Origin of the sequence: Pseudonocardia sp. TRM90224 (assembly GCF_021245725.1) — a bacterium.
Lineage (GTDB): Bacteria > Actinomycetota > Actinomycetes > Mycobacteriales > Pseudonocardiaceae > Pseudonocardia.
In genome coordinates this window covers 134,541-160,748 of record NZ_JAJGSX010000006.1, presented here as the reverse complement: position 1 = coordinate 160,748, position 26,208 = coordinate 134,541, and the positions used below count along the sequence as shown (strand labels likewise).

Sequence of the window (26,208 nt, the reverse complement as noted above, 5' to 3'; positions counted from 1 at the left end):
CCGTCCGACCCGACCCCGGCACAGGTCGTGCGCGGCGCAGCACCTCGCACGGAAGGGCAGCCGCGCACGCGAGGGCAGCAAAGCCACTTTCCGGCCCTCACAGGGCAGGAAAGTGGCTTTCCTGCCCTCCCCCAACCCTCGGGTGGGCTGCACGCTCGCCTGGCGTGTGTGCCCGTGGAACCAGCGTCGAGCTACGTGCGCCCGCGGCGCTCCTGGGCCTGACGCAGCGTGGACGAGTGCGGGAGCCAGGTGGCGAGCTCGACCGGCCACCCGTCCTCTTCGAGCACGCGCACCACAGCGGGGTCGTCGTCCAGCACCGAGGCGACGGTGCGGGTGGCCGCGATGTGCCGCAGCACCTCCCGCTTGAGCCAGCGCGCGGGCCGGAAGTCGTCGTCCGGGCGCATGATCAGCGGTCCGGTCGGCAGCCCGTGGCGGGCCAGCCACCGCTCGGTCAGGCGCCGGTTGCGTTCCGGCCGCCCGGTCAGGTAGATCACGTCGTGGTCCTCGAGCGTCGCGCGCAGCCGCTCGACGCCCTCCGGGAGCGTGGGGTCGCGGTCGGCCGTCTGGAAGAACCGCTCCCAGCGCTGCGGGCGCGCCTCCAGGTGGTGCAGGCGGTGCCGGACGTCGGCCAGCACACCGTCGATGTCGAAGACCGCGACCGGACGGTCGAGCGGGAGCGTGGGGCAGGGTGGCTCGGCGAGGCTCTCCGTCACCTCGGCGCGCCTGTGCGGTCGACAGTCATGGTTTCCATTTTAGGCCGCGAACGGCACGCGATTTACTGCAGCGTGACGGGGTTGACGATGTCGGCGATGAACAGCAGCCCGCTCCACGCGACGAAGACCAGCGCCACCACGTACGCCACCGGCATCAGCCTCGCGACGTCGACCGGGCCGGGATCGGGCCGCCCGCGCACCTTGGCGAACCGGCGCCGGATCGACTCCCAGATCGCGGGGAAGATCTGGCCGCCGTCCAGCGGCGGGATCGGGAGCAGGTTGAACAGGAACAGCGAGATGTTCACCAGCGCCAGCAACTGCAGGAAGAACGCGATCTCCTGGCCGACCGGGGCGTCGAGGGCGAGGATCTCGCCGCCGATGCGCGAGGCGCCGACGATGCCGACCGGCGAGTCCTGCTGGCGCTCCTGCCCGAGGAAGACCGAGCCGAACACCTCCGGCACCCGTTGCGGCAGGTTGATCACGGCCTGCCAGGTGCGGCCGATCACGTCGCCGATCTCGCCGGCCACGGCCGGCAGATCCTGGCGCGTCACGACCGACAGCGGGGCGAGCCCGAGGAAGCTGCCCGTCACGATCTTCTTCGGGTCGTCGAGGTCGTTCAGCTCGGTCGTGATCAGCGTCGGGCGCAGCTCCAGCTGCTGACCGCCGCGGTCGACGGTGACCGTGACCGTGCCGCTGGCGGCGCGGATTGCCATCCGCAGCTCGTCCCAGTCGTCGAACGGCTGCCCGTTGAACGCGACGATCCGGTCGCCCGGCCGGAAGTCGGCCGCCGCAGCCGGCGTGGGCGGCGCGCCGGGCGGGCAGTCCTGGGTCGGCGCCGCGGCCGACACCACGCACGCGCTCACGCTGCTGACCGTCGTGGTGAGCGTCGGCACGCCGAAGCCCATCAGCACGATCGCGAACAGCACCACCGCGAGGATCAGGTTCATCAGCGGGCCCGCGATCATCACGATCACGCGCTTCCACGGCGCCCGCATCCAGAACTGCCGGTCGACGTCCTCCGGCAGCACGTCGAGCGCCGACTGCTTGCGCACGTCGTCGATCAGTCCCTGGAACGGGCCGGTGCGCCGGCTGCGGCCGAGCGTCCCGCCCTTCTCCGGCGGGATCATCCCGATCATGCGTACGTAGCCGCCGAGCGGGATGGCCTTGAGCCCGAACTCGGTGTCGCCGACCTTGCGCGACCAGACGGTCTTGCCGAAGCCGACGAAGAACTCCGGCACCTTGATCCCGAACCAGCGCGCGGTCGTGAAGTGCCCGAGCTCGTGCCAGGCGACCGAGGCGAGGATGCCCAGGAAGAAGAGCACGATCCCGATCACGGTCATCATGAGGAAACTCCTGCTTGTCCGGCGAGCTCGCGAGCGTGGGCCCTGGCCCACTCCTCGGCAGCGAGCACGTCGGCAACGGTAACCGGGTCGCGACGCCAGCCGTCGGCGGCATCGAGGACCTCGTCGAGCACGTCGGTGATCCCGGTGAAGCCGAGCGAGCCGTCGACGAACGCCGCGACGGCCTCCTCGTTCGCCGCGTTGAGCACGGCGGGCAGGCACCCGCCCGCCGTCCCGGCCGCGCGGGCCAGCCGGACACCGGCGAACGCGGTCTCGTCGAGCGGCTCGAACGTCCAGCTCTGCGCCGCGTCCCAGCGGCACGGGCGGGCGGCTCCCGGCAGGCGCTGCGGCCAGCCCAGCGCCAGCGCGATCGGCAGCACCATGTCGGGCGGGCTGGCCTGCGCGATCGTCGAGCCGTCGACGAACGTCACCATCGAGTGGATGATCGACTGCGGGTGCACGACGACGTCGATGCGCTCGTACGGGATGCCGAACAGCAGGTGGGCCTCGATCACCTCGAGGCCCTTGTTGATCAGTGTGGCCGAGTTGATGGTGATCACCGGGCCCATGTCCCAGGTCGGGTGCGCGAGCGCCTCCTTGAGCGTCACGTCGGCGAGCCCGGCCCGCGACCGGCCGCGGAACGGCCCACCCGACGCCGTGACGACGAGCCGCTCCACCTCCTCGGCCCGGCCCGCCCGCAGGCACTGGGCCAGCGCGGAGTGCTCCGAGTCGACCGGCACGATCTGCCCGGGCGCGGCGGCGCCCAGTACCAGCGGGCCGCCCGCCACCAGCGATTCCTTGTTGGCCAGCGCCAGCACCGCGCCCGTGCCGAGCGCGGCGAGCGTCGGCCCGAGCCCCACCGAGCCGGTGATCCCGTTCAACACGATGTCGGCGCCGGAGCCGCCGGCCAGCTCGGTGGCAGCGTCCGGGCCGCTGAGCACGTCGAGGCCGGGCACCAGCTCGCGCAGCCGGGCGGCGGCACCGTGATCGGCGACGGCGACCGTGCGCACGCCGTGCTCGCGCGCCTGCTCGGCGAGCAACAGCAGGTCGGAGCCGCCGGCGGCCAGGCCGGCGACGGTGAACCGGTCGCGGTGGGCCGCGAGCAACGTGAGCGCCTGCGTGCCGATGGACCCCGTGGAGCCCAGCACGAGAACGGATCGGGTGCCAGTCATCGGGCTCCATCATCCTCGCCCGCGCGTTGTGCGACGATGAGGTTCTTGTTTCACAATCCAGGAGGACGGCGTGGCGAGGAACTCCCGTGAGCTGGCGAAGCGGCCTACGGTCGATCCGCACGACGAGCCGTCGGCCGAGTGGGGCTGGCACGGCGGGTTCCCCCGCGGGATGATGATCGCCGGCTGGATCAGCGTGATCGCGCTGCTGTTCATGCAGATCGGCAACCACCAGGGCCGCACGGAGAACCTGTGGCTGGTCGGCATCGCCGTCATCATGGCGATCGGTCTGATCAACGTGTCGCTGCGCAAGCGCAACGCCTGGCGGCGCTGACCCGCGCCGATGGCCGGTTCCGCTGTCGAGCTGGAGGTCGGTGACCGCAAGGTCCGGCTGAGCAGCCCCGACCGGGTCTACTTCCCGGCGCGCGGGGAGACGAAGCTCGACCTCGCGCGGTACTACATGGCAGTCTCCGACGGGATCGTGCGCGCGCTGCGCGACCGCCCGTGCATGCTGCACCGTTTCCCGACCGGGGTGAGCGGCGAGAAGGTCCACCAGAAGCGCCTCCCGAAGGGCGCGCCCGAGTGGGTGCAGACCGTCCGCGTGCACTTCCCCCGCTGGAACCGCACGGCCGACGAGCTGTGCGTTCAGCACCCGGCCGACGTCGTGTGGGCCGTCCAGATGTCGACCGTCGAGTTCCACCCGTGGAACTCCCGGCAGGCCGACGTCGAGAAGCCCGACGAGTGGCGGATCGACTTGGATCCCGGCCCGAAGGCGACCTACGCCGACGTCCGCAGGGTCGCGCACATCTCGCACGAGGTGCTCGACGAGCTGGGCGCGACCGGCTGGCCGAAGACGTCCGGCGGCAAGGGCATGCACATCTACGTGCGGATCGAGCCGCGCTGGGGCTTCCAGGACGTGCGACGGGCCGCGCACGCGTTCGCCCGCGAGGTCGGGCGGCGCTCCGATGGGCTCGTCGACCTCACGTGGTGGCGCAAGGACCGCGACCCGGCGACGATCTTCGTCGACTACAACCAGAACGCCCGCGACCACACGATCGCCGCCGCCTACTCCGTGCGCGGGGTGCCGGAGGCCGTCGTCTCCACGCCGATCCGCTGGGACGAGATCGACGACGCGGAGCCGGGCGACTTCACCATCGCGACCGTCCCCGCCCGCTTCGCGGAGCTGGGCGACCTGCACGCCGGCATCGACGACTCCGTCTACCTGCTCGACGAGCTGCTCGAATGGGCCGACCGGGACGCCCGCGAGGGCGCCGAGGAACCGCCGGACGCCGACACCCAGGACCTCGACTGAAAACTTCCCCACCGTTTTGCCAACCTGCATACCTCCGAGGGCCTGCAAATAGGCAAAACGGTGGGGAACTTCAGGGGGCCGCGGCGCGGAGGAGCGCGAACTGCGCGGTGAGCGCCGACAGCTGGTAGTGGGCGTTGAGGCCGCTGGGGTTGGGCAGCACCCAGATCCGCGTCGGGCCGAGCGTGCGCTCCTGCCGGCCGATCGCGGCGGTCTTGTCGGCGAACGCGACCCGGTAGGCCGTCACACCCAGCACCGCGAGCCACGCCGGGCGGTGCTCCGCGACGGTCGCGCGCAGCAGCTCTCCGCCCGCGACCAGCTCGGCGGACCCCAGCTCGTCGGCCCGGGCCGTGGCCCGTGGCGCGACGTTGGTGACGCCCAGGCCGAGGTGGGCGAGCTCCCACTGCTCGGCGGGGTCGAGCAGGCGCGGCGTGAACCCGGAGTCGTGCAGTGCCGGCCAGAACCGGTTTCCGGGGCGCGCGAAGTGGTGGCCGGTGGCCGCGGAGAGCAGCCCGGGGTTGATGCCGCAGAACAGCACCCGCAGCGGCGGGTCGGCCGGGCCCGGCAGGACGTCCGGCAGTGTGCGCGACCGCGCCGCTTCGAGCTCGTCGGGACTGAACCGCGCCACCGCACCGACGCTACGGCGCCGGAAGATCCACCCGTCACGGGGGCTCGACCTGCGCCGACACCCTGGCACACTGGCGCTGTGGACCTGCCCGTGATGCCGCCCGTGAAGCCGATGCTGGCCAAGCCCGCACCGGACATCCCGGCCGGTCAGATGTACGAACCGAAGTGGGACGGCTTCCGGTCGATCATCTTCCGCGACGGCGACGAGGTGGAGATCGGCAGCCGCAACGAACGGCCGATGACCCGCTACTTCCCCGAGGTCGTCGAGGCCGTGCTCGCCAACTTCCCACCCCGAGCCGTCATCGACGGTGAGATCGTCGTCGCCGACACCGAGCGCAACACCCTCGACTTCGAGGTGCTGCAGCAGCGCATCCACCCGGCGGCGAGCCGCGTGAAGCTGCTCTCGGAGACGACACCGGCGAGCTTCATCGCGTTCGACCTCCTCGCGCTCGGCGACGACGACCTGACCGAGCGCCCGCTCTCCGAGCGCAGGGCGCTGCTGGAGGAGGCACTGGCGAAGGCCGCTCCCCCGGTGCACGTCACGCCCGTCACGCACGACCTCGACGTCGCCCGCCGCTGGTTCCAGCAGTTCGAAGGCGCCGGCCTCGACGGGCTGATCGCGAAGAAGCTCGACATCACCTACCAGCCCGACAAGCGGGTGATGACGAAGGTCAAGCACGAGCGCACGGCCGATTGCGTGGTCGCCGGCTACCGCGTCCACAAGTCGGGCCCCGACGCGATCGGCTCACTGCTGCTCGGCCTGTTCGACGAGCGCGGTGTGCTCGCCTCGGTCGGAGTGGTCGGCGCGTTCCCCATGGAGCGCCGCCGCGAGCTGATGGTCGAGATGCAGCCGCTGGTCACGACGTTCGACGAGCACCCGTGGGCGTGGGCGAAGCAGGAGGAGGGCGAGCGGACCCCACGCAAGTCCGAGGCCAGCCGCTGGAACGCCGGGAAGGACCTCTCGTTCGTCCCTCTGCGCCCCGAGCGGGTCGTCGAGGTGCGGTACGACTACATGGAGGGCGTCCGGTTCCGGCACACGACGCAGTTCGTGCGCTGGCGCGACGACCGCGAGCCGAGCTCGTGCACGTACGAGCAGCTGGAGCGGCCGGTCAGCTTCGACCTGGGCGACGTCCTGATGGGCCGCTGAACGGTACCGATCACTTCCGTTTCGGTACGGTGGCGGCATGCCGACCCACGCCAAGGAGCGCCTCATCGACGCGGCGCAGCAGCTCTTCTACGCCGAGGGCATCCGCGCGGTCGGCGTCGACCGGCTCCTGACCGTCTCCGAGATCGGCAGGGCGTCGTTCTACCGGCATTTCGCCAGCAAGGACGACCTCGTCGTGGCCGTGCTGACCGGCCAGGCCGAGGAGTACCACCGCTGGATCCGCGGGGTCGTCGAGGACGCGGGTGGCGACCCGCTCGCCGTGTTCGACGGCCTGGCCGAACGCTTCGCCGATGACGACTTCCGCGGCTGCGCCTCGATCAACGCCATGGTCGAGATCGTCGACCCCGCAGCGGCCGGGCACGTCGTCGCTGCGCGGTACAAGCGCACCCTCGTCGACTACCTCGACGAGGTGCTCGCCGCAGCCGGGTACGCCGACCACGCGGAGCTGGCGGAGGAGTTCATCCTGCTCGTCGACGGCGCGAACGTCACGGCGCTTCGCGAGCGGACCCCCGCGGCCGCCCACCGCGCGAAGAAGATCGCTGCCGGACTACTCGGACGCGATCGAGCCGCATGAGGTGAGCCGCTGCGCGGTAGAACGCGCTGCGGTCAGCTCCACCTCAGGCCTGCGAGGCGGCGAGCTGGCCGCACGCCGCGGCGATCTCACGGCCGCGTGTGTCGCGCACGGTGCACGCCACGCCTGCGGCCTGCACCCGGCGCACGAACTCGTCCTGCACCGGCCGCGGCGAGGCGTCCCACTTGCTGCCCGGTGTCGGGTTGAGCGGGATCAGGTTGACGTGCACTCGCTTGGCGCCGATCTGCTGGCGCAGGAGCGAACCGAGCAGGTCGGCCCGCCATGCATGGTCGTTCACGTCGCGGATCAGCGCGTACTCGATCGACACGCGCCGGCCGGTGGCCTGCGCGTAGCGCCGCGCGGCCGCGAGCACCTCGGCGACCTTCCACCGGTTGTTCACCGGCACCAACGTGTCGCGCAGCTCGTCGTCGGGCGTGTGCAGCGACACCGCGAGCGTCACCGGGAGACCTTCGGCCGTGAGCCTGTCGATGGCCGGCACCAGCCCGACCGTCGAGACCGTGACCCCGCGCGCGGAGATGCCGAGCCCGTCGGGCGCGGGCTCAGTGATCCGGCGGACGGCAGCGACCACCCGCTTGTAGTTGGCGAGCGGCTCCCCCATGCCCATGAACACGACGTTGGACAACCGGGTCGGAGCCCCCAGCGCGCCGTCCCGTGCCGCCGCGGCGGCCATCCGGACCTGCTCGACGATCTCGGCCGTGGAGAGGTTGCGCTCCAGACCGCCCTGCCCGGTCGCGCAGAACGGACAGGCCATGCCGCAACCCGCCTGGCTCGACACGCAGACGGTTGCGCGGTCGGGGTAGCCCATCAGCACCGACTCGGCCCTGGTGCCGTCGTGGCCCTTCCAGAGCGTCTTGCGGGTGGTCCCGTCGTCGCACGACTGCTCCAGCACCGGCACGACGAGCGGCGGCAACAACGTCCGCACCGCCTCCCGAGCGGCCGCGGGGAGGTCGGACATCGTGTCGACGTCGGCCGTGAGCCGGCCGAAGTAGTGCCGCGAGAGCTGGTCGGCGCGGAACCCGGGAAGGCCGAGCTCGCCGACCGCGGCCCTGCGCTCGGCAGGGTCGAGGTCGGCGAGGTGGCGCGGCGGGAGGGCGCGCTTGGGCGCCTCGAAAACGAGGGGGAGGGAAGTCATGACCTCCCCATTCTGCCAGCTGTTACGCGTACTGCTTCATGACGTCGCCCCAACCTGCCTGGATCATGCTCGCGAACCGCCACCGGCCGCCCGACTTGACCATGACGTCGGCGTAGCGCATGTGCTGGACCTGCTCCCCCGCCGTGACCTTCGAGTTGGTCACGACAACGGCGACGTCGGCGTTGAGGAAGACCGGCGTGCGGTCGTTCTCCATCCTGACCTCCCCGACGGACTCCATCGACGCGCCGAACGAAGCGACGAGCGCGTCGCGGTCCCACTGCTGGACCACGCCGTCGCCCGCCGAGTCGTTGCTGATCACCGTCACCGGGAGGAGCGCGGTGTCGGCCATGGCCTCGACGTCATGACGGGCGGCGAGGGCGTCGTACTCCGCGAACCAGGCCATGAGCCCGTCGACGTCCGCCTGTGATGCGACGAACCCGGTGGCCGTGAGCGGGGACTGCGCGGTGTCCTGCACAGGATCTCCTGTCATTCAAAGTTGAGTACATTCAACTTTGAATGTTAACAGGCTTCGCCGAGCCGCGTCGCCGGAGCGCGTAGCCGAGCACCGCGATGGCCAGCGCCGGCCCCCAGATCGGGAACGGGAAGACCAGCACGCCCCAGAACCCACCGTCGGTGAACATCTGGGCCGTGAGCGGGATCGCGGCCACCGTGAACAGGGCCGCGACCAGCCCACCGGGCACCACGGCCGCCGCCGGCGGCACCGGCCGGCCCCGCACCCCCGGCACCCACCTCGGCCAGACCTCACCCCAGCGGGAGACCAGCCCCATCGTCAGCAACGCACCGGCCAGCGCGGAGAGCCCGAGCAGGAGACCGTGCAGCCGCATCTCCGGGTTCGCCGCGAGGTCGGCCGGGTCCATCCCGATCGGCCACGGCGTCAGCCACGTGATCCGGTGCACGCCGTACGGCAGCGCGCACACCGCGGCGACCACCGCGGCGACCTTGCCCCAGCGAGCCGCCGACTCCGGCCGGGTCCATGCCGGCGCGGCCCGTCCCGGACGCCCCGCAAGAATCGCCTTCGCGCCGAGCACGCCCCACAGCAATCCCCCGAGCAGGAAGAACGTGAGCACCGCCGGCGAGACGAACTTCTGCAACGACCCGGTGATGACGCCGGCATACCTCGCGAGGACCGTCGCGTCGGCGAGCCCCGTCACCCACGCCACCACTCCGACCAGCACGAACGCACCCACGAGCGCAGGACCGCCGCGCCAGCGCCACGCACCGGCGAGCACGACGGCGAAGAGCACGACGGGGCCGAACATCGCCATCATGTAGCCGACCATCGTCAGCGGGGCGACCCCCGGAACGACCAGCCCGAACCAGATCGCGAAGACCGCCGCAACACCCACGGTCAGCACCCTGAGCGGGACGAGCACCAGCGTCGCCAGCCCGAGCAGCCCCGCGCCGACGCAGATCAGACCGGCCGTTGCCGGCTCCAGGACGTCGAGCACCGCCCCGAACTGCCCGGGGACGTACTCGAAGGGATACGCGGAGGGTTGCACCAGCCACCACAACCCCAGCGCGACCGTCAGCAGGGACCACAGCCCTGCGAGCGCCGGCACGACCGGCGTCTTCCGTTCCGTCGAGATGACCATGGGTGAACCATCCGCTGGTCAGACGGCCGAAACCTCCCGGTAGGGAGCTAACCCGGCTCCCCCGGCAGGGGGAGGGACACCGGTCGTCGGGTGCATAGCGTCCTGGACCATGAGAGCGATTCGCGCCGAGTGGGCCCACCCCGGGCCCACGGTGTGGGCGGCCGCCTACACCGCGGTCCACGCCTGGTGGGCCGTGGCCGGCACGCCGGCGTTCGGGGCGAGCGGGGTGCCGTTCCTCCCCGACGGTTGGGCGCCGGCGATCGCGGGCGCCGCGGCGACGGCGGCATGCGTGCTGACTGGTCCGCGATCCGGCCACAACCGAACGGTGCCGGCCCGATGGGCGGTGGTCGCCGTCGGCTGGACGGCCGGCGCGGCGCTGATCGTCCACAGCCTGCTCTTCTGGATCGGCATCACGATGGTGCTGATGACCCCGTTCGGGCTGCCGATGACCAGCGACGATGTGGCAGCGGTCGGGATGCGGGCGGCAGGTTCGGGCGCCGGCGCGTTGACCCTGTGGGCGATGCGTGCCGAGTTCCGGCGAGCCCGCTCGGCCTGCGACCGGTGCGGCCGGGTGCACGGCCGCTCGCCGGACCGACGATCCGAGCCTGCGCCGTGGTGGGCGTACCTGGCGGGATATCTCGCCGTCGCCGGTCTCGTGACGCGCCTGACCCCGGCGTTCCTCCTCGACGGTGGGATCACCCAGGGACCGGGTGGCGCGGGATTCACGCTCTTCGTCTGCCTGCTGATCACCGCGGGGACGGTGCTGCCGCTGGCGCTGGTGCACCGCTGGGGCCGGATCTGGCCGAGCTGGGTGGTACCGCTCGCCGGCCGAGACGTACCGCGCTGGCTGGTACTCGGGCCTGGGGTGTTCATGGGCGCCGGGTTGTGCGCGTACTTCGGGGGCGGCGGGGTGATCGCGATGCTCACCGGAGCGACCTCGACCGGCGCGGTGATCGCCGTCGAGATCGGGGGCTACGTCGCATGGGGGGTCGCCCTGCTGGTCGCCTCGCTCTCCTACCACCGCGCGACGAAACCACCGTGCGCTAGCCCCGAACGCGTCCTTGCGCCTCGGTGATGAGCCCGCCGCGGAACGCCGCCACCAGCCACAGCACCCCGCCGGCGACGAGGCCGACAACACCCTGCGGGTAGAAGTTGCCCGCGGAGTCCAGCGCCAGCAGCACGCCGGCGGCCCCGAGCACGAGCAAGACCCCGCCTGCGGCCATCACCGACCGCTCGTCCAGCAGCGACGACACCGGGAACAGCGCCAGCCCGACCAGCCCGCAGGCCACCGGGACCGCCAGCTCGCCCTGCTGGAGGTAGCCGAGCCCGATACCCACGGCGATGATCAGCGCGACCGTCACCACGACGATCTGGGTCATCCGGCGCTTGCCGCCGCGCGGGAGCGGCGAGCCGGCGCCGTGGCGCTTGCGCAACGCGAGGATCAGTCCGACCGTGACACCGAGCCCGGCGGCCAGCACGACGGTGCCGACACCGCCGTCGAGCGCCGCGGCACCGAGCATCCACCACACTCCACCGAGGAGTGGCTCCAGGTACGGCACAGCAGGGTGACGCATGGGACCACGGTAGCCACGCCGGCCACAGCACGCTCGTCCGCCTCACCTGTTAGGACGACGGCGCTGGTCACGATCGTGTGACGGGGTTCTTCCGCCGGACGTGCAGCCGGTAGCCGACCTGAAGCACGGTCGCTCCGGCGGTCGCGACGACAGCGCGCTCCGCGACGGCGCGGGAGAACTCGATCCGCAGCACGGCCGCACACGTGGCGCGGTCGGGGAAGCGCCAATCGACGAGCAGCCGGCGCATCGAGAAGCCCTGCTGGTCGAAGAAGCGCTCGACGGCTGCCGGGTCGTACCGCGGGATGTCGGCGCGCATCCACTCGCCGTACGGGGCGACCGTCGCATCCAGGTCGATGATCGCGATCGCGCCGCCGGGGCGCAGTACCCGCTGGGCCTCCGCGAGGCCCGGCTCGCAGCCGGGGCCGAAGAAGTAGGCCGTGCGGGCGTGCACGAGGTCGACGCTCGCGTCGGGCAGCGGGAGGTCGGCCGCGCCGGCCTGCAGCACTCGCGCTGCGCCGGCCATCCGTCGGCGGGCGCGCTCGACCAGCGGCGGGTGCGGCTCCACACCGACGACGGACGCCGCCTCCGCGGCGAAGACGGGCAGGTGGAAGCCGTCGCCGCAGCCGACGTCGAGCACGTCGAGGCCCTCGAACGGAGCCGACTCACGCAGCGCGGCCCACAGGATGCCATCCGGGTCCTGTGCGGTGTTCTCCCGCTCGTAGACCTCCGGCCAGTTCCAGATGTTGGGGCTGGGGATCGGGGGCGCCGGCTGCACGGCAGCGCGGCGGAACGCGCCTCTCACGGCACGACGATGCTCAGCGCCGCCCAAGCCACCACCGCGGTGGGCAGCAGCGAGTCGATCCGGTCCAGCAGCCCGCCGTGGCCGGGCAGCAACGTGCCCATGTCCTTGATCCCGATGTCGCGCTTGACCATCGACTCGACCAGATCGCCCAGCGTCGCGGAGACCACCAGCAACGCGCCGGTGAGCAGGCCCGCCCACCACTGCCCGCCCAGCAGGAACACCACGCTGAGCGCCCCGGCGGCCATGCCCGCGATCTGCGATCCGGCGAAGCCTTCCCACGACTTCTTCGGGCTGATCGTCGGCGCCATCGGGTGCCGGCCGGCCAGCACACCGGCGGCGTAACCGCCGATGTCGGAGGCGACCACGCAGCCCAGGAAGGTCAGCACGCGCCCGATTCCATCGTCGGCGACGGTGAGCAGGGTGGCGAAAGAACAGAAGAGCGGCACGTAGGCGGCGATGAACATCCCCGCCGTGACGTCGCGGACGTAGTTCTCCGAGCCGCTCCGCATCCGCCAGAGCAGCACCGCCACGGCAGTGGCCGCAAACGCAGCGGCCGGGCCGGTCAATCCGAACGGCCAGGCCAGCCACACCATCGCCTGGCCACCGATCAACAGCACCGGCAGCGGCACCGTGATCCCCGCGCCGCGCCGCAACGCCCCGGCGAGCTCCCAGGTGCCGACGGCGGTCGTCGCGGCCAGCACGGCGACGAACGCGAACCGGTAGAAGAGCAGCGAGACGAGAATGATGACGCCGAGCGCAACACCGACGGAGATCGCGGCAGCGAGATCGCGGCCGGCTCGAGAAGGTCGCGCTGATGGTTCGACGACGGCTGCGGCAGGCTTCTCGGCAACAGGTTTCCCATTGCCGGAACTGCCGGAATTGCCTGAACTGCCCGGAACGACCTTCTCGCCGTTGCGCAGCTCCGCTTTGGAAATGTCGGCCTTGGGAATGCCGGCCTTGGACGCCCCGGACCCGGACACCCCGGCGGCGGGTATCCCGGCATTCGGGAGGTCGGAAGGGGAAGCGGTCATCTGGCTCACACTTCGAGCAGTTCGGCTTCCTTGTGCTTCACCAAATCGTCGACCTGGTGGACGTACTTGTCGGTGGTGGCCTGCAGCTCCTTCTCGGCGCGCCCGACCTCGTCCTCACCGGCCTCGCCGTCCTTGACGATGCGGTGCAGCTCCTCCATCGCCTTGCGGCGGACGTTGCGGATCGTCACCCGCGCGTCCTCACCCTTGCCCCGCGCCACCTTGACCATCTCGCGGCGCCGCTCCTCGGACAGCTGGGGGATCACGCAGCGGATGATCTGGCCGTCGTTGCTCGGGTTGAGCCCGAGGTCCGACTCGCGGATCGCCTTCTCCAGCGAGCGGAGCGAACCGGCGTCGTAAGGCTTGATGACGACCAGTCGCGCTTCCGGGATGTTGACCGAGGCGAGCTGGTTGATCGGGGTCATCGACCCGTAGTACTCGACGAGCACGCGGGCGAACATGTTGGGCGTCGCCCGTCCCGTCCGCACGCCGGCGAGGTCGTCCTTGGCCACCGAGACGGCCTTCTCCATCTTCTCCTCAGCGTCGAAGAGCGTCTCGTCGATCACGGCTACTCCCTGCCAACTCGTCGATCTAGTCGGGCGTACTGACCAGAGTGCCGATCCTCTCACCCCGGACCGCGCGGGCGATGTTGCCCTCGATCAAGAGGTTGAACACGATGATCGGCATCTTGTTGTCCATGCAGAGGCTGAATGCGGTCGCGTCGGCGACGGCAAGACCTTGTTCCAGCACTTCGCGATGGGTGATCTCGTCGAAGAGCTTGGCGTCGGGGTCGAGTTTCGGATCGGCGGTGAACACGCCGTCGACACCCTTCGCGAGCAGCAGCACCTCGGCACCGATTTCCAGCGCGCGCTGAGCGCCGGCGGTGTCGGTGGAGAAGTACGGCATCCCCACCCCGGCGCCGAAGATCACGACCCGGCCCTTTTCGAGGTGTCGGATCGCGCGCCGCGGGATGTAGGCCTCCGCGACCTGGCCCATCGTGATGGCCGTCTGCACGCGTGTGTCGATGTGGTGCTCGCGCTCCAGGAAGTCCTGCAGCGCGAGGCAGTTCATGACGGTGCCGAGCATGCCGATGTAATCGGCGCGCGAGCGGTCCATGCCCCGGTCGGACAGCTCGGAACCGCGGAAGAAGTTGCCGCCGCCGATGACGACGGCAACCTGCGCTCCGGTGGCGACGACCTCGGAGATCTGCCTGGCGACGGTCTCGACCACCCCGGGGTCGACCCCGACGGCCCCGCCGCCGAACATCTCGCCGCCGAGCTTGAGGAGCACGCGGCGGAATCCGGTACGGCGGCCGTCGAGGTCGATCATGGAGTGCGTCATCACGTCCCGTTGGTCGTTGGTGCCGGCCTGTCGTTCAGGGCCGCTCAGGCGTGCCCGACCTCGAAGCGGGCGAACTCCTTGACGGTGACGCCGGCGTCGTCGAGCAGCTGCTTCACCGTGCGCTTGGAGTCGTCCAGCACCGAGACCTGCTCGAGCAGGACCGAGTCGGAGTAGAACTTGTTGACCTTGCCCTCGACGATGCGCGGGACGATCGCCTCCGGCTTGCCCTCCTCCTTGGCGGCGACCTCGGCCTCGCGGCGGGTCACCTCCAGCACCTCGGCCGGCACCTGGTCGCGGCTGGTGAACCGCGGCCCGGCAGCGGCGATGTGCATCGCGATGCTGCGGGCGGTGTCGGAGTCGGCACCCTCGTACGCGACCAGCGCGCCGATGGCCGGGGGCAGGTCGCTGTCGCGGCGGTGCAGGTAGAGCGCCACCGGACCGGTGATGTGCACGTACTGCTTGAGCTGCAGCTTCTCGCCAATGCGGCCGGAGAGCGCCAGCACCGCGTCGTTCACGGTGGCACCGTCGAGCGGGGCCGCCTTGAGCGCCTCGAGGTCGGCGGGCTGCTGGTCGACGGCCACCTGCAGGATGGAGTCGGCAAGCTTCAGGAAGTCGGGGTTCTTCGCAACGAAGTCCGTCTCGCTGTTCAGCTCGATCATGGTGCCGCCCGAGGCTGCAACCAGACCGTTGGCCGTGGTGCGCTCGGTCCGCTTGTCGACCGACTTGGCGCTCTTCTCGCGCAGCGCCTCGACGGCCGCCTCGATGTCGCCGTCGGACGCGTCGAGCGCCTTCTTGCAGTCCATCATTCCGGCACCGGTGAGATCACGGAGCTTCTTGACGTCGGCGGCGGTGAAGTTCGCCATGGTCTGTTCGTCCTTCTCGCGTACTGGCTGGCCAGGTGTGGTCGTGCTGCGGGCGAGCGCCGTCCGGGGTCGGTTCCCGACCCCGGACGGCAGCGGATCAGCCTGCGTTCTGTGCGGTGCCGTTGCTCGTGCTGGACGGAGCAGCGGTGGCGGCCGCGTTGGGGGCCTCCGCGGTGGCCCCGGCGTCGGACAGGCTCGCGCCGTCCGAACCGGCACCGACCGGGAGCAGGTCGCGCTCCCACTCGGCCAGCGGCTCGTCGGAGGCCACGCCGGCCTCCGGCTTCTCGTCGCCATCGCCACCGCGGCTGCGGGCCGAACGGGCCATCAGGCCGTCGGCGGCCGCACGCGCGATCACCTTGGTGAGCAGCGCCGCCGACCGGATCGCGTCGTCGTTGCCGGGGATCGGGAAGTCGACCTCGTCGGGGTCGCAGTTCGTGTCGAGGATGGAGACGACCGGGATGCCCAGCTTGCGGGCCTCGCCGACGGCGATGTGCTCCTTCTTCGTGTCGACGATCCAGACCGCACTGGGGACCTTCGACATGTCGCGGATGCCGCCGAGGGTCTTCTCCAGCTTGTCCTTCTCGCGGGTGAGCATGAGGATCTCCTTCTTGGTGCGACCCTCGAAGCCCCCCGTCTGCTCCATCGACTCGAGCTCCTTGAGGCGCTGGAGCCTCTTGTGCACGGTCTGGAAGTTGGTGAGCATGCCGCCCAGCCAGCGCTGGTTGACGTACGGCATGTTGACCCGGCCCGCCTCGTCGGCGATGGCCTCCTGCGCCTGCTTCTTGGTGCCGACGAACATGATCGTGCCGCCGTGCGCGACGGTCTCGCGGACGAACTCGTAGGCGCGGTCGATGTACGACAGCGTCTGCTGCAGGTCGATGATGTAGATGCCGTTGCGCTCAGTCAGGATGTAGCGCTTCATCTTCGGGTTCCAGCGGCGGGTCTGGTGCCCGAAGTGCACACCAGAGTCCAGCAGCTGCTTCATGGTGACGACGGCCACGGCCGATGCTCACCTCTCGTCCTGGCGTGGTCGGCTGGCGACCACACATGCGGTTGACGCGGTGCACCGGTTGGTGGCACCACCCTGGCGTCGCATCGGCTTCCGGAACCCGCACGCGTTCAGCGGGACCGCCCGGTCGCCGTCCCCTGGATCGACCTGCCGGTCGAGCCGCTGGGGTACGCGAGCGCGCGAAGTCACCCCGGAGTCGGGGTGCAGGACGAGTGTACGCCGCGTCGGAGGTCCGCCCGCACCGGCGTCCCCGGGTTGCCCACATCGCCTGCCGGCCGTCCACAGTTCGCCGATCGACCCGCCGGACGACCCGGCCAGCCGCAGGCTTGAGGCATGCCGCTCACCCGCATTCTCCTGGTTGCTCTGCTCGCCGGCACGCTCGGCCTCACCGGTGGCGACCTGCCCGCGGCGGGTGGGCAACCGCCAGGAGATCCGCCGCCCGACGGGCCACCACCTGCAGCCGGGACCCCGGCGGTGGGGGCCCCGGCCCCGGGTGCCCGCTACGCGTGGCCGCTGGCCGGCCCGGCGGCAGTCCGCACACCGTTCCGCGCGCCGGCGCACCCGTACGGGCCGGGCCACCGCGGGGTCGACCTCGCCGGCACGCCCGGCCAGGTCGTCCACGCGGCCCGGGGCGGCACCGTCGTGTTCGCCGGCCCGATCGCGGGCCGGACGGTCGTCTCCGTTCAGCACGACGACGGGCTGCGCACCACCTACGAGCCGCTCGAGCCGCTCGTCGTCGCCGGCGCGCTCGTGTCGGCGGGCGACCCGCTCGGCACGCTCGGACCGGGCCATCCCGGCTGCCCCGACGCCGCCTGCCTGCACTGGGGTGTGCGGCGCGACCACGTCGAGTACCTCGACCCGCTGGTGCTGCTGCGGCCCGCCAGGATCCGCCTGCTCCCCGTTCCCGACCCCTTGCCGGCGTGAGGCCGGTGGCGGTCAGCCGGCGGCCTGCTCCTCCAGCCGGCCGCGCAGCCGCCCGACCAGGCGGGTGTGCAGCTGGCAGACGCGCGACTCGGTGACGCCGAGCAGCCTTCCGATCTCGGCGAGCGTGCGGTTCTCCAGGTAGTAGAGGCGGATGACGGTGCGGTCGCGCTCGCCCAGCTGACCGACCGCCACGGTCAGCTGGCGCAACGTCTCCCGCGACTGGACCACCGCCATCGGGTCGGGTGCGGTGTCGTCGGTGAACAACTCCGAGACCCCGCCGCTGTTCTCCTCCAACGCCTCGACGCTGATCAGCTGGACCTGGTGGGAGATGCCGCGCAGGTCGCGGACCGCCACCCCGAGCTCCTCGGCGAGCTCGCGGTCGGTCGCGGCGCGCCGCAACCGGGCTTCGAGCCGCTCCTGCGCGCGCTCGAGCTCCCGGACCCGCCCCCGCACGGTCCGCGGCACCCAGTCCTGGGCGCGCAGCTCGTCGAGGATCGCTCCCCTGATCCGCTGCGCGGCGTAGCTCTCGAACCGGGGACAGCGCTCCGGGTCGAACCGCTCCACCGCGTCGATCAGCCCGAACACGCCGGACTGCGCGAGATCGGCGTGCTCGACGTACGAGGGCAAGGTTGTGGCGAGCCGGTGCGCAACGGCGCGCACGAGCGGGGTGTAGTGCACCACCAGCTGATCCCGCAGGGCGCGGGTGCGTTCGGACAGGAACGCCTCCCACACCACGTCGACGGGGTCACGCTGGTCGAGCGGCGACGGATCAGTGCGCCCGACGGGGGCTGGCACCCCGCCTGGTAGCGCCCTGAGCTGCGCCGCATCGACCAGGACGGGGTCACGCCCTGGGATGCGCCTGCTCATGAACCACCTTCAGCCGCTCGACCGTCACGTGTGTGTAGAGCTGAGTGGTTGCTAGCTTAGCGTGACCGAGCAACTCCTGTACGTAACGGAGGTCCGCGCCGCCCTCGAGCATGTGTGTCGCCGCGGCGTGTCGCAGCCCGTGGGGCCCGACGTCCGGCACCCCGGGCACCGCCGTCACAGCGCCGTGCACCACCTGCCGGGCGATCCGCGGATCGAGCCGCCCGCCACGCGCGCCGAGCAGGAGCGCTGCCGGTGAACCGGCCCTGACCAGCGCAGGACGGCCCGACTCGAGCCATCCGCGCAACGCCAGCGAGGCAGGCACTCCGTAAACGACGGTGCGCTCATGATCGCCCTTGCCGAGCACCCGGACGGACCTCCGCTCGGCGTCGATGTCGTCGAGATCGACGCCACACAGCTCCGACACGCGCATGCCCGTGGCGTAGAGCATTTCCACGACGAGGAGGTCACGCAGCGCGACCGGATCGCCCTCCGCGGCCCCGGACCCGGCCGCGGCGAGGACGCTCCCCACCTGCTCGGCGTCGAGCACCGCGGGCAAGGCGGGCCGCGGCCGGGGCGACTCCAGCCGGGCCCCGGGATCGCTGCCGAGCAGCCCGCTGCGATGTGCCCACGCGGTGAACGTGCGGGCAGCGGCGGCCCGGCGCGCGAGCGTGGCGCGTTGCACCCCTGCGGCATGCCCCGCCGCCAGCCACCGGCGCAGCCCTGCCAGGTCGAGCGCACCCAGCCCCGGAAGGCCGTCCAGCAGGCCCACCAGATCGCTGCGATAGGCCCTGACGGTGTGCCGCGACCGGCCCCGCTCCAGCTCCAGATGGCGGACGAAGCCGGCGAGTGCCGCCTCGACGTCGGGCGTGAGCTGCGGAGACGGGGCCACGCACCGACGGTGCGCGGCACGTGCTGCCTGGTCAAGCATCGTCTCGGCGCGGCGCTCATCAGCTCGCCTCCAAGCGTCGGCGCCACCGGCCGGCCTCGTGTTCGACCAGCCCGCGCCGTTCGAGCTCGACGAGCGCCGCCCGGGCGGTGTTGATCGGGATGCCGGCCTCCATCGCGAGCCAGGCGGCGTCGCGGGCCTGCCGGGCCGGCAGCGCGTCGTGCACCAGCACCCCGATCTCGCCGAGACCGTCGGTGGGCCGATCGGCGCCCGAGCGGGGCTCCTCCGGCAGGTGCGTGCCCATTCGCCCGCAGACCTCCAGCACATCGTCGGTGCTGGTCACCAGCAACGCGCCATCCCGGATCAGCCGGTGGCAACCCGCGGACGTCCCGGAGGTGATCGGCCCCGGCACCGCCATCAGGATGCGGCCGAGCGCCTCGGCGTCGGCCGCCGTGCGTTGCGCTCCGCTGCGCACACCGGCCTCGACCACAACCGTGCCGCCGGCGAGCCCGGCGATGAGCCTGTTGCGCACGAGGAACCGGTGGCGGCCCGGGACGCAGCCGGGCGGGTACTCGCTGACGACGAGCCCGTGGGTGGCGATGCGCCCGAGCAGGACGTCGTGGGTGGCCGGGTAGCTGCGGTCGACCCCGCAGGCCAGCACCGCCACCGTGGGGCCCGCTGCTGCGAGCGCGCCGCGGTGTGCGGCACCGTCGACCCCGATCGCCGCGCCCGACACGACCGTGAAGCCGCGCTCGCCGAGCCCGCCACCGAGATCCCCGGCGACGTGCTGCCCGTAGCCGGTGGCGGCGCGGGCGCCGACGATCGCGACCGCCTGGTCGCACATCCGCGCCAGCACCCCCGGGCCCCGCACCCACAGCGCGAGCGGCGGCGCGAGACCTGGCAACTCGCTCGCAGAGAAGGCCTCGAACGCCGCGAGTGGCCACTCATCGTGCTCGGGGACCAGCAGCCGCCCGCCGACGGCCTCGACCGCGGCGAGGTCGGCCGCCGGCCGGTGCACGGTGCGGCGGGCCGACGTCTCCGCCGCCACCCGCTCGGACACCGCGCCGCTGCGCACCCTGTCGGCCGCCTCGACCGGACCGACCTCTTCGACGAACCGCGCCAGCGCCGGGGCCGGCGGCTCCGCGACCCGCGAGAGGTAGGCCCGGGCGTGCACGACCTCGTCGGAGACCTCGCCGTACAGCACGAGGCTCGCCGTCGCGCTCATCATGCCGCCCTCCGATCGCGGTAGAAGAGCGCCGTCTCGACCAGCTCCCGATCGGGGAGGTCGCGGCCCGCGAGATCGGCGAGGGTCCACGCGACCCGCAGCGCGCGGTCGGCACCTCGGGCGGTCAGCTCGCCGGCCCGCAACCCGGCGTCGAGCGGGCGCAACGTCGCTCCGGGCAGCGCGAACCGGGAGCGCAGGGCAGGCCCCGGGACCTCCGCGTTGGTGCGCCACCCCTCCCCCGCCCACCGCTCCTGCGCCGCAGCCCGCGCAGCGAGCACCCGCGTCCTGACGACCTCCGTGCTCTCGCTCTCGCCGGTGGCCGCGAGCGCGGTGACGGGGAACATCCGCGCTCGCAGGTCGACCCGGTCGAGCAGCGGCCCCGACAACCTGCCGAGGTAGCGCCGCCGCACCAGCGACGAGCACACGCAGTCGCGATCGTGGGCCGGCGCGCACGGGCACGGGTTCGCCGCGAGCACCAGCTGGAACCGGGCGGGGTAGTGGACGGTGCCCTCTGTGCGCGCGATGCGGACCTCGCCCTCCTCGAGCGGGGTGCGCAACGAGTCGAGCAGCCGGGCACCCATCTCCGGCGCCTCGTCGATGAACAGCACCCCGCCGTGCGCCAGTGACACGGCGCCCGGCTTCGCGATCCCGCTACCACCACCGATCAGCGCCGCCATCGACGTCGAATGGTGGGGCGCCACGAGCGGTGGATACGTCGACAGCGCCTCACCGGCGGGGAGCCGGCCCGCGACGGACCGCACAACGGCGAGCGTGAGCGCCTGCTCGGGATCGAGCCTCGGCAACAGCCCGACGAAGCGCTTTGCGAGCATCGTCTTGCCCGTGCCCGGCGGGCCGACGAGCAGCAGGTGGTGCCCACCCGCCGCAGCGATCTCGCAGGCGTGGCGGGCGTCGTCCTGCCCGATGACGTCGGCCATGTCGGGCGGATCCGAGACAGACGCCTCCGCGGCGGGCTGCGGAACGCTCAACGAGCAGGCCTGCCGCAGCCACCCGAGCACCTCCGAGAGGCTGGCCGCGCCGTACACCTCGATGCCGGGGACGAGCGCAGCCTCGTCGAGCACCGAGAGCGGAACGACCACGCGGCTCATCCCTGCAGCCCGGGCTGCCAGCAGCCGCGGCAGCATCCCGCGGATGGGCCGCAGCCGCCCATCGAGGGCGAGCTCGCCCATCAGCACCGTGCCGTCGAGCGCGCCCTGCTCGACGACCTCGCTGGTCGCGAGGATCGCGCAGGCCAGGGCGAGGTCGAACGCGCTGCCGGTCTTGCGGAGCGTCGCCGGCGATAGCGCGAGCACGATGCGCTCGTTCGGCCAGGTGCAGCCCGAGTTGACGACCGCGGCCCGGACCCTGTCCTTCGACTCGTTCACCGCGGCATCGGGAAGGCCCACCATGTGCACTCCGGGTAAACCGCCACCGACGTCGGCCTCGATCTCGACGACGTGACCGTCGATGCCGTGCAGCGCCACCGCCCACGACCGTGCGAGCCCCATCTCAGAACACCCCTTCGAGGTGCTGGAGGGCGACGGGGCGGCCGCGCTCGGCCACGATCGACACGACGTCGAACCGGATGTCGCACCACCGGACGCGGTGAGTGCGGAGCCACGCGTTCAGCACCCGCCTGATCCGCATCGACTTGCGTGAATCGACCGCCTCCGACGGCATCCCCAAGCGGGTGCCCGACCTGGTCTTCACCTCGCACGCGACCAGGAGGGATGCGCGGGTCGCGATGACGTCGATCTCCCCGAGACGACATCGCCAGTTGCGGGACAGGACCGTGAAGCCCTGCCGTTCGAGATAGCGGACGGCGAGATCCTCGCCCTGCTTGCCGAGCACGTCCTTTGCTGCCATGACATCAACGATGCGGGCGGGACGGCCGTCCGGAGGGGAGATCTGAAATCTGTGGATGGTTGGGGGGCGATGTGAACAACTTCCGCCCCTGCACAACCGAAATGTCGGTGGACGGTGTTACACGCCTCCGGCCCGAACGGGCACCGGCCCGTGACGGGTCACGGGCCGGTGCGCGCTCAGCTTCCGAACTGGTTGCCCTCCGGCAGCCGCAGGTCGGGCTTGTCGAGCTCCTCGACGTTGACGTCCTTGAACGTCAGCACCCGCACGTTCTTGACGAACCGTGCCGGGCGGTACATGTCCCACACCCACGCGTCGGACATGCGCACCTCGAAGTAGATCTCCCCATCGGCGTTGCGCGCGGCGACGTCGACGGAATTGGCGAGGTAGAAGCGGCGCTCGGTCTCCACGACGTAGGAGAACTGGGACACGATGTCCCGGTACTCCTTGTAGAGCGTGAGCTCCATCTCGGTCTCGTACTTCTCGAGATCCTCGGCGCTCACTGCTGCAGTCCTCCTCCGGCTCCCCCATCGGACGACCCGACGGGCAGCAACCCATTGTGGACCAGGCCGGTCGAGAGCTCGACAGCGGACCGCAGCGCGGCACGGACGTTCACGAACGAGTAGCGGTGCACGGGCGTCGGACCGTGCTCGGTGAGCGCGGCGTCGTGGACCGGCGTGCAGTAGCCCTTGTGATCGGCGAACCCGTACTGCGGGAACTCCTTGTCGAGCTCGACCATGATCCGGTCCCTGGTGACCTTGGCCAGCACGGACGCCGCCGCGACGCACGCCGCGGCCTGGTCGCCCTTCGGCACGGCCAGCGTGGGTATGCCGAACCCGCGGATCGGGAACCCGTCGGTCAGCACGTAACCCGGCGGCGAGGCGAGCTGCGCGACAGCGCGGCGCATACCCTCGATGTTGGCGATGTGGACGCCGCGCCGGTCGACCTCGTGCGGCGGGATCACGATGACCGCATGGTCGACGGCACGCTTGCGCACGACCGCGAAGAACTCCTCGCGCATCGCGGCGCTGAGCAGCTTGGAGTCGGTGAGGCCTTCGAGCCGCTTCGCGTCGCCCGGCCGCAGCACGCACGCGGCGACGACGAGCGGTCCCGCGCAGGCACCCCTACCGGCCTCGTCGACGCCGGCGACCGGGCCGAGCCCGAAGCGCACCAAGGTGCTCTGCAAGGTCCAGTTGCCACCCGATCGGCGGACGATCGCGCGCTCGGGTCGCCATTGCGGGGGCAGTGTCGTACGCAGGGGTCGGCTACGTGCTGGCATCGTTCGTGCTGGTCAGCGATATCCGGGCAGGAAATCGTCGCGGTCGGCCCGCGCTCGTCTCCTGCGCATCGCGAGCAGTGGCAGCAGCCCGGCGGCGCCCAGCGCGGCAGGCAGCTCAGCATCGGAGCCGGCCATCCCGACGGGGTTCGAATGCGGGTCGAACGCGGGGATCCAGCCGAACCGGGGGAACGGGAGCACGATCAGCCTCGCCTTCCCGATGACGTTCTCGACAGGGACTGCGCCGTGGCCCGGCATCCGTGAATCGGCCGAGTTGTTGCGACTGTCGCCCATCATCCACAGGTGCCCGGCGGGCACGACAACGGGGCCGAACGGCTGCTGCCGCGGCGGGCCCTGGCTCGGGGCGTAGTAGATGTACGGCTCGTTGAGCGGCTGGTTGTCGACGAGGACGCGTTGGCGGCTGTCGCAGCACTGCACGGTCTGCCCGCCGACGGCGATGATCCGCTTGACGAAGTCCTTCTCGTCGGGCGGCGCGAGCCCGATCAGCGAGCCGAGCTGCTGCAGCCCGCGGACGACCGGGTTGCTCGGCTCGTCGACGGTGAACTCGCTGTTCCAGCTGTCGGGCCCGCGGAAGACGACCACATCGCCGGGGGCCGGGTCGGTGAACCGGTAGGAGAGCTTGTCGACGAGCACGCGGTCGTTGTTGCAGCCCGTGCACCCGTGCAGGGTGGTCTCCATCGAGCCCGACGGGATCACGTAGACCTTCGCGAGGAAGGTCTGGATGAGGAACGTCAGCAGCAGCGCCACCACGATGAGCAGCGGCAGCTCTTTCCAGAACGCCGGGCGGCGCCTGCGGCCGGTGCGCGGCTTGCGCTTGCCGTCGTCGGCCTCGGACTGGTACTCGGATGCCGGACGACCTTCAGGGGACTCGCCCGCACGTCGGCGATGCCGACCCGGCACCTCCGACACCGCTGCCGCCACGGCCGGGACGGCGGTCGTCGGCGGCTCCGGGTCGATCTCCGGCTCGATCGGCCGCCGGCGCGGAGCGTCGCTCGGCGACCTGCCACGTCCCCGGCGGACCTCGCCACCGGTCCGCTCAGGCCCGGGCTCGCCGCGGCGTTGCGGCGGCACGGGTGGGGCACCCTCGGCCGGACGGCCGTTCACGGGTGGGCGGTTGACCCGGCGCACGACCGGTGTCGCGCCGGTGTCGCCCGCGGGCCGACCTTCTCGATTGCGGGGACCGCCGTTGCGACCTGGCCTTTCGGCCGGCGCACGCTCGCCCTGACGGCGCTCACCCTCGCGGCGTTGGGCGCCGTTGCGCTCCCCTGCACGTCCATCGGCAGGCCAGGGCTCGCCGGGCAGCTGGCCGCCACCCCGAGGTGGGACGGGCCGCCTGCCGTTCGGCTGCGCAGATCCGCCAGCCGTGCTCCCAGCCGGCCGGGCCGGCGGCTGCTCAGCCGAACCAGGCCGTCGGGGCTGGGCCCGCCGGTCGTCGGGGAGCTCGGGTAGGGCCACGCCCACGAGGCTACGGGAACTCTGGGCCGTTGGTCAGGACGCGGGAGTGGTCTCGCGCTTCTCCTTGATCTTTGCGGCCTTGCCGCGCAGGTCACGGAGGTAGTACAGCTTCGCCCGGCGGACGTCGCCGCGGGTGAAGACCTCGATCTTGTCGATGTTCGGCGAGTGCACGGGGAACGTGCGCTCCACGCCGACGCCGAACGACACCTTGCGGACCGTGAAGGTCTCGCGGGCGCCCGAGCCGTGGCGGCGGATGACGACGCCCTGGAAGACCTGGACGCGGGAGCGGGTGCCCTCGATGACCTTCACGTGCACCTTGAGCGTGTCGCCCGGCCGGAAGGCGGGGATGTCGGAGCGCAGCAGCTCTGCGTCCAGTGCGTCCAGGGTGTTCATCGCGAAGATCCGTCCTCGGTCCGTGAGTGCAATCGTGCGTGGGCGCCGGTTCGTGACGAACGTGGGCGCCGGGGCAGCCCGACGCATGTCCGTCGGGCGCGAACTCCTCTCCATAGTGCCAGACGCGTTCCGGCAACATGAAATCACCCGTCCGGAAGGCTCCCGAGGAAGTCCCTGTCGGCAGCGTCGAGGGCATCCGCCGGCAACGCGGCGATCAGGTCGGGTCGGCGCTGTGCGGTCCGTTCGAGCGCGCGGTCGCGCCGCCACCTGGCGATGGCGGCGTGGTTGCCGCCGCGCAGCACCTCCGGCACGGCGTGCCCCCGCCAGTTCTCCGGCCGGGTGTAGGCGGGGCCTTCCAGCAGCCCGTCGGAGAACGAGTCCTGCTGCGCCGACTCCGGGTTGCCCAGCACGCCCGGCAGCAGCCGCACGACGGCCTCGACCATCACCAGCACCGCGACCTCGCCGCCGACCAGCACGTAGTCGCCGATGCTGACCTCGTCGACCGGCCCGTACTCGTCGACGACACGCTGGTCGATGCCCTCGTAGCGGCCGCAGGCGAACACGAGCCGCTCGTCCTTCGCCCACTCCTGCGCCATGGCCTGCGTGAACGGGCGGCCGGCCGGGGTCGGGACGACCAGCCGCGCCGGCCCACCCATCGGCAGCACCGCGTCGAGCGCCTCGCCCCACACCTGCGGGCGCATCACCATTCCTGGCCCGCCGCCGTAGGGGGCGCTGTCGACGGCCTGGTGGACGTCGTGGGTCCAGGTGCGCAGGTCGTGCACGGCGAGATCGACGAGCCCCGCCTCGATCGCGCGGCCGAGCAGCGCCTCCCGCAGGGGGGCCAGGTAGCCGGGGAAGATGGTCACGACGTCGATCCGCACCGGACGGATCCTCGCAGACGCGGGGTCCGGCGCCGTGGTGCACCGCATGCCGCTGTGTGCGGGGAGGGGTCGGGAAGTCCGCCATTGCCCTCCGGGCCGTCACGAGGGATGTGTATCCGTGCCAGGACGCGCTCGGGTCCGCG

At 71.7% G+C, this 26,208-nt stretch carries 30 protein-coding genes; 6 read left to right on the top strand and 24 right to left on the bottom strand.

Translation table 11 applies throughout. The annotated features are described in order from the left end of the window. Positions 1-191: 191 nt before the first annotated feature. From LL648_RS11365 to dxr, 3 genes are all read right to left on the bottom strand, one after another. Complete coding sequence (locus LL648_RS11365) at positions 192-713, bottom strand: phosphatase domain-containing protein (protein WP_232662461.1); 522 nt, start codon at positions 711-713, stop codon at positions 192-194. Positions 714-775: 62 nt separating this feature from the next. Further along, positions 776-2,056 carry a M50 family metallopeptidase gene (locus LL648_RS11360; RefSeq protein ID WP_232662460.1) on the bottom strand — a complete coding sequence of 427 codons (1,281 nt, stop codon included), beginning with the start codon at positions 2,054-2,056 and terminating at the stop codon, positions 776-778. Beyond that, the gene (dxr, locus tag LL648_RS11355) at positions 2,053-3,225 is read right to left on the bottom strand and encodes a 1-deoxy-D-xylulose-5-phosphate reductoisomerase (protein WP_232662459.1); all 1,173 of its coding nucleotides are present in this window, start codon (positions 3,223-3,225) and stop codon (positions 2,053-2,055) included. The genes LL648_RS11360 and dxr overlap by 4 nt, the downstream gene beginning before the upstream one ends. A 70-nt stretch (positions 3,226-3,295) precedes the next feature. Here dxr and LL648_RS11350 point away from each other — a divergent pair, with 70 nt between their 5' ends. Both LL648_RS11350 and ligD read left to right on the top strand, forming a co-directional pair. Then, on the top strand, positions 3,296-3,556 hold the full coding sequence (locus tag LL648_RS11350; RefSeq protein ID WP_232662458.1) for a DUF2631 domain-containing protein: 261 nt from the start codon (positions 3,296-3,298) through the stop codon (positions 3,554-3,556). Between the two features lie 9 nt (positions 3,557-3,565). Beyond that, positions 3,566-4,534, top strand: a complete 969-nt coding sequence (gene ligD, locus LL648_RS11345) for a non-homologous end-joining DNA ligase (protein WP_232662457.1) — start codon at positions 3,566-3,568, stop codon at positions 4,532-4,534. 70 nt (positions 4,535-4,604) lie between these two features. Here ligD and mug read toward each other — a convergent pair whose 3' ends face one another. Continuing rightward, positions 4,605-5,159 carry a G/U mismatch-specific DNA glycosylase gene (gene mug / locus LL648_RS11340; protein ID WP_232662456.1) on the bottom strand — a complete coding sequence of 185 codons (555 nt, stop codon included), beginning with the start codon at positions 5,157-5,159 and terminating at the stop codon, positions 4,605-4,607. A 78-nt stretch (positions 5,160-5,237) separates the two neighbouring features. On the opposite strand from mug, the gene LL648_RS11335 reads away from it, so the two are divergent. Continuing rightward, on the top strand, positions 5,238-6,305 hold the full coding sequence (locus tag LL648_RS11335; protein ID WP_232662455.1) for an ATP-dependent DNA ligase: 1,068 nt from the start codon (positions 5,238-5,240) through the stop codon (positions 6,303-6,305). A gap of 37 nt (positions 6,306-6,342) precedes the next feature. Continuing rightward, positions 6,343-6,897 carry a TetR/AcrR family transcriptional regulator gene (locus LL648_RS11330; RefSeq protein WP_232662454.1) on the top strand — a complete coding sequence of 185 codons (555 nt, stop codon included), beginning with the start codon at positions 6,343-6,345 and terminating at the stop codon, positions 6,895-6,897. Between the two features lie 43 nt (positions 6,898-6,940). Here LL648_RS11330 and rlmN read toward each other — a convergent pair whose 3' ends face one another. Genes rlmN through LL648_RS11315 form a run of 3 tightly spaced genes read right to left on the bottom strand, consistent with a single transcriptional unit; the run spans position 6,941 to position 9,660 of the window. Beyond that, positions 6,941-8,047: a 23S rRNA (adenine(2503)-C(2))-methyltransferase RlmN gene (rlmN, locus tag LL648_RS11325; protein ID WP_232662453.1), complete on the bottom strand. Its 1,107-nt coding sequence runs from the start codon at positions 8,045-8,047 to the stop codon at positions 6,941-6,943. Positions 8,048-8,069: 22 nt separating this feature from the next. Next, positions 8,070-8,537, bottom strand: a complete 468-nt coding sequence (locus LL648_RS11320; protein WP_232662452.1) for a nuclear transport factor 2 family protein — start codon at positions 8,535-8,537, stop codon at positions 8,070-8,072. 16 nt (positions 8,538-8,553) lie between these two features. Further along, on the bottom strand, positions 8,554-9,660 hold the full coding sequence (locus LL648_RS11315) for a hypothetical protein (RefSeq protein ID WP_232662451.1): 1,107 nt from the start codon (positions 9,658-9,660) through the stop codon (positions 8,554-8,556). A gap of 109 nt (positions 9,661-9,769) precedes the next feature. Here LL648_RS11315 and LL648_RS11310 point away from each other — a divergent pair, with 109 nt between their 5' ends. Then, on the top strand, positions 9,770-10,735 hold the full coding sequence (locus LL648_RS11310) for a hypothetical protein (protein WP_232662450.1): 966 nt from the start codon (positions 9,770-9,772) through the stop codon (positions 10,733-10,735). On the opposite strand, the gene LL648_RS11305 is transcribed toward LL648_RS11310, so the two are convergent. The 7 genes from LL648_RS11305 to rpsB all read right to left on the bottom strand — a co-directional run bounded on the left by LL648_RS11305 (position 10,704) and on the right by rpsB (position 16,268). Further along, complete coding sequence (locus LL648_RS11305) at positions 10,704-11,234, bottom strand: hypothetical protein (RefSeq protein WP_232662449.1); 531 nt, start codon at positions 11,232-11,234, stop codon at positions 10,704-10,706. The genes LL648_RS11310 and LL648_RS11305 overlap by 32 nt on opposite strands. 67 nt (positions 11,235-11,301) lie before the next feature. Next, positions 11,302-12,036 carry a class I SAM-dependent methyltransferase gene (locus LL648_RS11300; RefSeq protein WP_232662448.1) on the bottom strand — a complete coding sequence of 245 codons (735 nt, stop codon included), beginning with the start codon at positions 12,034-12,036 and terminating at the stop codon, positions 11,302-11,304. Then, complete coding sequence (locus LL648_RS11295) at positions 12,033-13,067, bottom strand: phosphatidate cytidylyltransferase (RefSeq protein ID WP_232662447.1); 1,035 nt, start codon at positions 13,065-13,067, stop codon at positions 12,033-12,035. The genes LL648_RS11300 and LL648_RS11295 overlap by 4 nt, the downstream gene beginning before the upstream one ends. Positions 13,068-13,072: 5 nt before the next feature. Next, complete coding sequence (frr, locus tag LL648_RS11290) at positions 13,073-13,630, bottom strand: ribosome recycling factor (RefSeq protein ID WP_232662446.1); 558 nt, start codon at positions 13,628-13,630, stop codon at positions 13,073-13,075. Positions 13,631-13,655: 25 nt separating this feature from the next. Further along, the gene (pyrH, locus tag LL648_RS11285) at positions 13,656-14,393 is read right to left on the bottom strand and encodes a UMP kinase (RefSeq protein ID WP_232662708.1); all 738 of its coding nucleotides are present in this window, start codon (positions 14,391-14,393) and stop codon (positions 13,656-13,658) included. Between the two features lie 56 nt (positions 14,394-14,449). Continuing rightward, complete coding sequence (gene tsf, locus LL648_RS11280) at positions 14,450-15,268, bottom strand: translation elongation factor Ts (protein ID WP_232662445.1); 819 nt, start codon at positions 15,266-15,268, stop codon at positions 14,450-14,452. A 97-nt stretch (positions 15,269-15,365) separates the two neighbouring features. After that, positions 15,366-16,268 (bottom strand): 30S ribosomal protein S2, encoded by a 903-nt coding sequence (rpsB, locus tag LL648_RS11275; protein ID WP_232662444.1) that lies wholly within the window; start codon positions 16,266-16,268, stop codon positions 15,366-15,368. A 342-nt stretch (positions 16,269-16,610) separates the two neighbouring features. Between rpsB and LL648_RS11270 the strand changes: the two genes are divergently transcribed. Next, complete coding sequence (locus LL648_RS11270; protein WP_232662443.1) at positions 16,611-17,201, top strand: murein hydrolase activator EnvC family protein; 591 nt, start codon at positions 16,611-16,613, stop codon at positions 17,199-17,201. 12 nt (positions 17,202-17,213) lie between these two features. On the opposite strand, the gene LL648_RS11265 is transcribed toward LL648_RS11270, so the two are convergent. From LL648_RS11265 to trmD, 10 genes are all read right to left on the bottom strand, one after another. Continuing rightward, positions 17,214-18,068: a FliA/WhiG family RNA polymerase sigma factor gene (locus LL648_RS11265; RefSeq protein ID WP_232662442.1), complete on the bottom strand. Its 855-nt coding sequence runs from the start codon at positions 18,066-18,068 to the stop codon at positions 17,214-17,216. Continuing rightward, positions 18,043-18,996: a tyrosine-type recombinase/integrase gene (locus tag LL648_RS11260; protein WP_374112022.1), complete on the bottom strand. Its 954-nt coding sequence runs from the start codon at positions 18,994-18,996 to the stop codon at positions 18,043-18,045. The genes LL648_RS11265 and LL648_RS11260 overlap by 26 nt, the downstream gene beginning before the upstream one ends. 19 nt (positions 18,997-19,015) lie before the next feature. Then, positions 19,016-20,182: a DNA-processing protein DprA gene (dprA, locus tag LL648_RS11255; protein ID WP_232662440.1), complete on the bottom strand. Its 1,167-nt coding sequence runs from the start codon at positions 20,180-20,182 to the stop codon at positions 19,016-19,018. Continuing rightward, positions 20,179-21,684 (bottom strand): YifB family Mg chelatase-like AAA ATPase, encoded by a 1,506-nt coding sequence (locus LL648_RS11250; RefSeq protein WP_232662439.1) that lies wholly within the window; start codon positions 21,682-21,684, stop codon positions 20,179-20,181. The genes dprA and LL648_RS11250 overlap by 4 nt, the downstream gene beginning before the upstream one ends. Before the next feature lies 1 nt (position 21,685). After that, positions 21,686-22,042: a YraN family protein gene (locus LL648_RS11245; RefSeq protein WP_232662438.1), complete on the bottom strand. Its 357-nt coding sequence runs from the start codon at positions 22,040-22,042 to the stop codon at positions 21,686-21,688. Between the two features lie 176 nt (positions 22,043-22,218). After that, positions 22,219-22,542, bottom strand: coding sequence for a DUF2469 domain-containing protein (locus LL648_RS11240; RefSeq protein WP_232662437.1), 324 nt, complete (start codon positions 22,540-22,542; stop codon positions 22,219-22,221). Then, entirely contained in the window at positions 22,539-23,318 is a 780-nt protein-coding gene (locus tag LL648_RS11235) for a ribonuclease HII (RefSeq protein ID WP_232662436.1), read from the bottom strand. Before LL648_RS11235 ends, LL648_RS11240 begins: the two co-directional genes overlap by 4 nt. A 12-nt stretch (positions 23,319-23,330) precedes the next feature. Beyond that, positions 23,331-24,236: a signal peptidase I gene (lepB, locus tag LL648_RS11230; protein ID WP_374112027.1), complete on the bottom strand. Its 906-nt coding sequence runs from the start codon at positions 24,234-24,236 to the stop codon at positions 23,331-23,333. A gap of 588 nt (positions 24,237-24,824) precedes the next feature. Then, complete coding sequence (gene rplS, locus LL648_RS11225; RefSeq protein WP_232662434.1) at positions 24,825-25,184, bottom strand: 50S ribosomal protein L19; 360 nt, start codon at positions 25,182-25,184, stop codon at positions 24,825-24,827. Positions 25,185-25,327: 143 nt separating this feature from the next. Next, positions 25,328-26,065, bottom strand: a complete 738-nt coding sequence (trmD, locus tag LL648_RS11220; RefSeq protein WP_232662433.1) for a tRNA (guanosine(37)-N1)-methyltransferase TrmD — start codon at positions 26,063-26,065, stop codon at positions 25,328-25,330. Positions 26,066-26,208: the final 143 nt, after the last annotated feature.

Excerpts from the sequence above, each read along its gene's own strand:
- LL648_RS11320 (WP_232662452.1), bottom strand. The coding sequence starts at position 8,537 with ATGACAGGAGATCCTGTGCAGGACACCGCGCAGTCCCCGCTCACGGCC.
- rplS (WP_232662434.1), bottom strand. The coding sequence starts at position 25,184 with ATGAACACCCTGGACGCACTGGACGCAGAGCTGCTGCGCTCCGACATC.
- dxr (WP_232662459.1), bottom strand. The coding sequence starts at position 3,225 with ATGACTGGCACCCGATCCGTTCTCGTGCTGGGCTCCACGGGGTCCATC.
- tsf (WP_232662445.1), bottom strand. The coding sequence starts at position 15,268 with ATGGCGAACTTCACCGCCGCCGACGTCAAGAAGCTCCGTGATCTCACC.
- LL648_RS11250 (WP_232662439.1), bottom strand. The coding sequence starts at position 21,684 with ATGGGGCTCGCACGGTCGTGGGCGGTGGCGCTGCACGGCATCGACGGT.
- rlmN (WP_232662453.1), bottom strand. The coding sequence starts at position 8,047 with ATGACTTCCCTCCCCCTCGTTTTCGAGGCGCCCAAGCGCGCCCTCCCG.
- ligD (WP_232662457.1), top strand. The coding sequence starts at position 3,566 with ATGGCCGGTTCCGCTGTCGAGCTGGAGGTCGGTGACCGCAAGGTCCGG.
- LL648_RS11315 (WP_232662451.1), bottom strand. The coding sequence starts at position 9,660 with ATGGTCATCTCGACGGAACGGAAGACGCCGGTCGTGCCGGCGCTCGCA.
- LL648_RS11295 (WP_232662447.1), bottom strand. The coding sequence starts at position 13,067 with ATGACCGCTTCCCCTTCCGACCTCCCGAATGCCGGGATACCCGCCGCC.
- LL648_RS11360 (WP_232662460.1), bottom strand. The coding sequence starts at position 2,056 with ATGATGACCGTGATCGGGATCGTGCTCTTCTTCCTGGGCATCCTCGCC.
- dprA (WP_232662440.1), bottom strand. The coding sequence starts at position 20,182 with ATGATGAGCGCGACGGCGAGCCTCGTGCTGTACGGCGAGGTCTCCGAC.
- LL648_RS11310 (WP_232662450.1), top strand. The coding sequence starts at position 9,770 with ATGAGAGCGATTCGCGCCGAGTGGGCCCACCCCGGGCCCACGGTGTGG.
- LL648_RS11330 (WP_232662454.1), top strand. The coding sequence starts at position 6,343 with ATGCCGACCCACGCCAAGGAGCGCCTCATCGACGCGGCGCAGCAGCTC.
- LL648_RS11245 (WP_232662438.1), bottom strand. The coding sequence starts at position 22,042 with ATGGCAGCAAAGGACGTGCTCGGCAAGCAGGGCGAGGATCTCGCCGTC.
- LL648_RS11265 (WP_232662442.1), bottom strand. The coding sequence starts at position 18,068 with ATGAGCAGGCGCATCCCAGGGCGTGACCCCGTCCTGGTCGATGCGGCG.
- LL648_RS11260 (WP_374112022.1), bottom strand. The coding sequence starts at position 18,996 with ATGCTTGACCAGGCAGCACGTGCCGCGCACCGTCGGTGCGTGGCCCCG.
- pyrH (WP_232662708.1), bottom strand. The coding sequence starts at position 14,393 with ATGATCGACCTCGACGGCCGCCGTACCGGATTCCGCCGCGTGCTCCTC.
- LL648_RS11305 (WP_232662449.1), bottom strand. The coding sequence starts at position 11,234 with ATGCGTCACCCTGCTGTGCCGTACCTGGAGCCACTCCTCGGTGGAGTG.
- LL648_RS11270 (WP_232662443.1), top strand. The coding sequence starts at position 16,611 with ATGCCGCTCACCCGCATTCTCCTGGTTGCTCTGCTCGCCGGCACGCTC.
- LL648_RS11235 (WP_232662436.1), bottom strand. The coding sequence starts at position 23,318 with ATGCCAGCACGTAGCCGACCCCTGCGTACGACACTGCCCCCGCAATGG.